Origin of the sequence: Pseudomonas sp. SIMBA_068 (assembly GCF_046534705.1) — a bacterium.
GTDB lineage: Bacteria > Pseudomonadota > Gammaproteobacteria > Pseudomonadales > Pseudomonadaceae > Aquipseudomonas > Aquipseudomonas putida.
Genome location: NZ_JAWRYI010001705.1, coordinates 1 through 234, shown reverse-complemented (window position 1 = coordinate 234; position 234 = coordinate 1). Strand labels below are relative to the sequence as shown.

Below are 234 nucleotides of genomic sequence, written 5' to 3'. Positions count from 1 at the left end.
GCGACCTGCGCGCGGCCAGTTGGTACGTGGGCCGCCAGACGGGCCGCGATATCGACTTTCTCGACAAAGGGTCGCTCAATGCCTATGGGCTGGGCGGGTCCTTGATGCTGGACTACGAGCATTATCGGCCGGGCTATGAGGTTGACGTGGAATTGCGCTATTCCGACATCCGCCTGCAGAGCTTCAACAGCTCGGCGGCGGTCACCGGACGGGCGACCGCGCAATCGGCCAACC

The 234-nt window shown here is 64.1% G+C and carries 1 pseudogene; it reads left to right on the top strand.

Annotated elements, in window-relative coordinates:
• Positions 1-234 (top strand): annotated as a pseudogene (locus SB756_RS35560) (hypothetical protein); the annotation flags it as partial.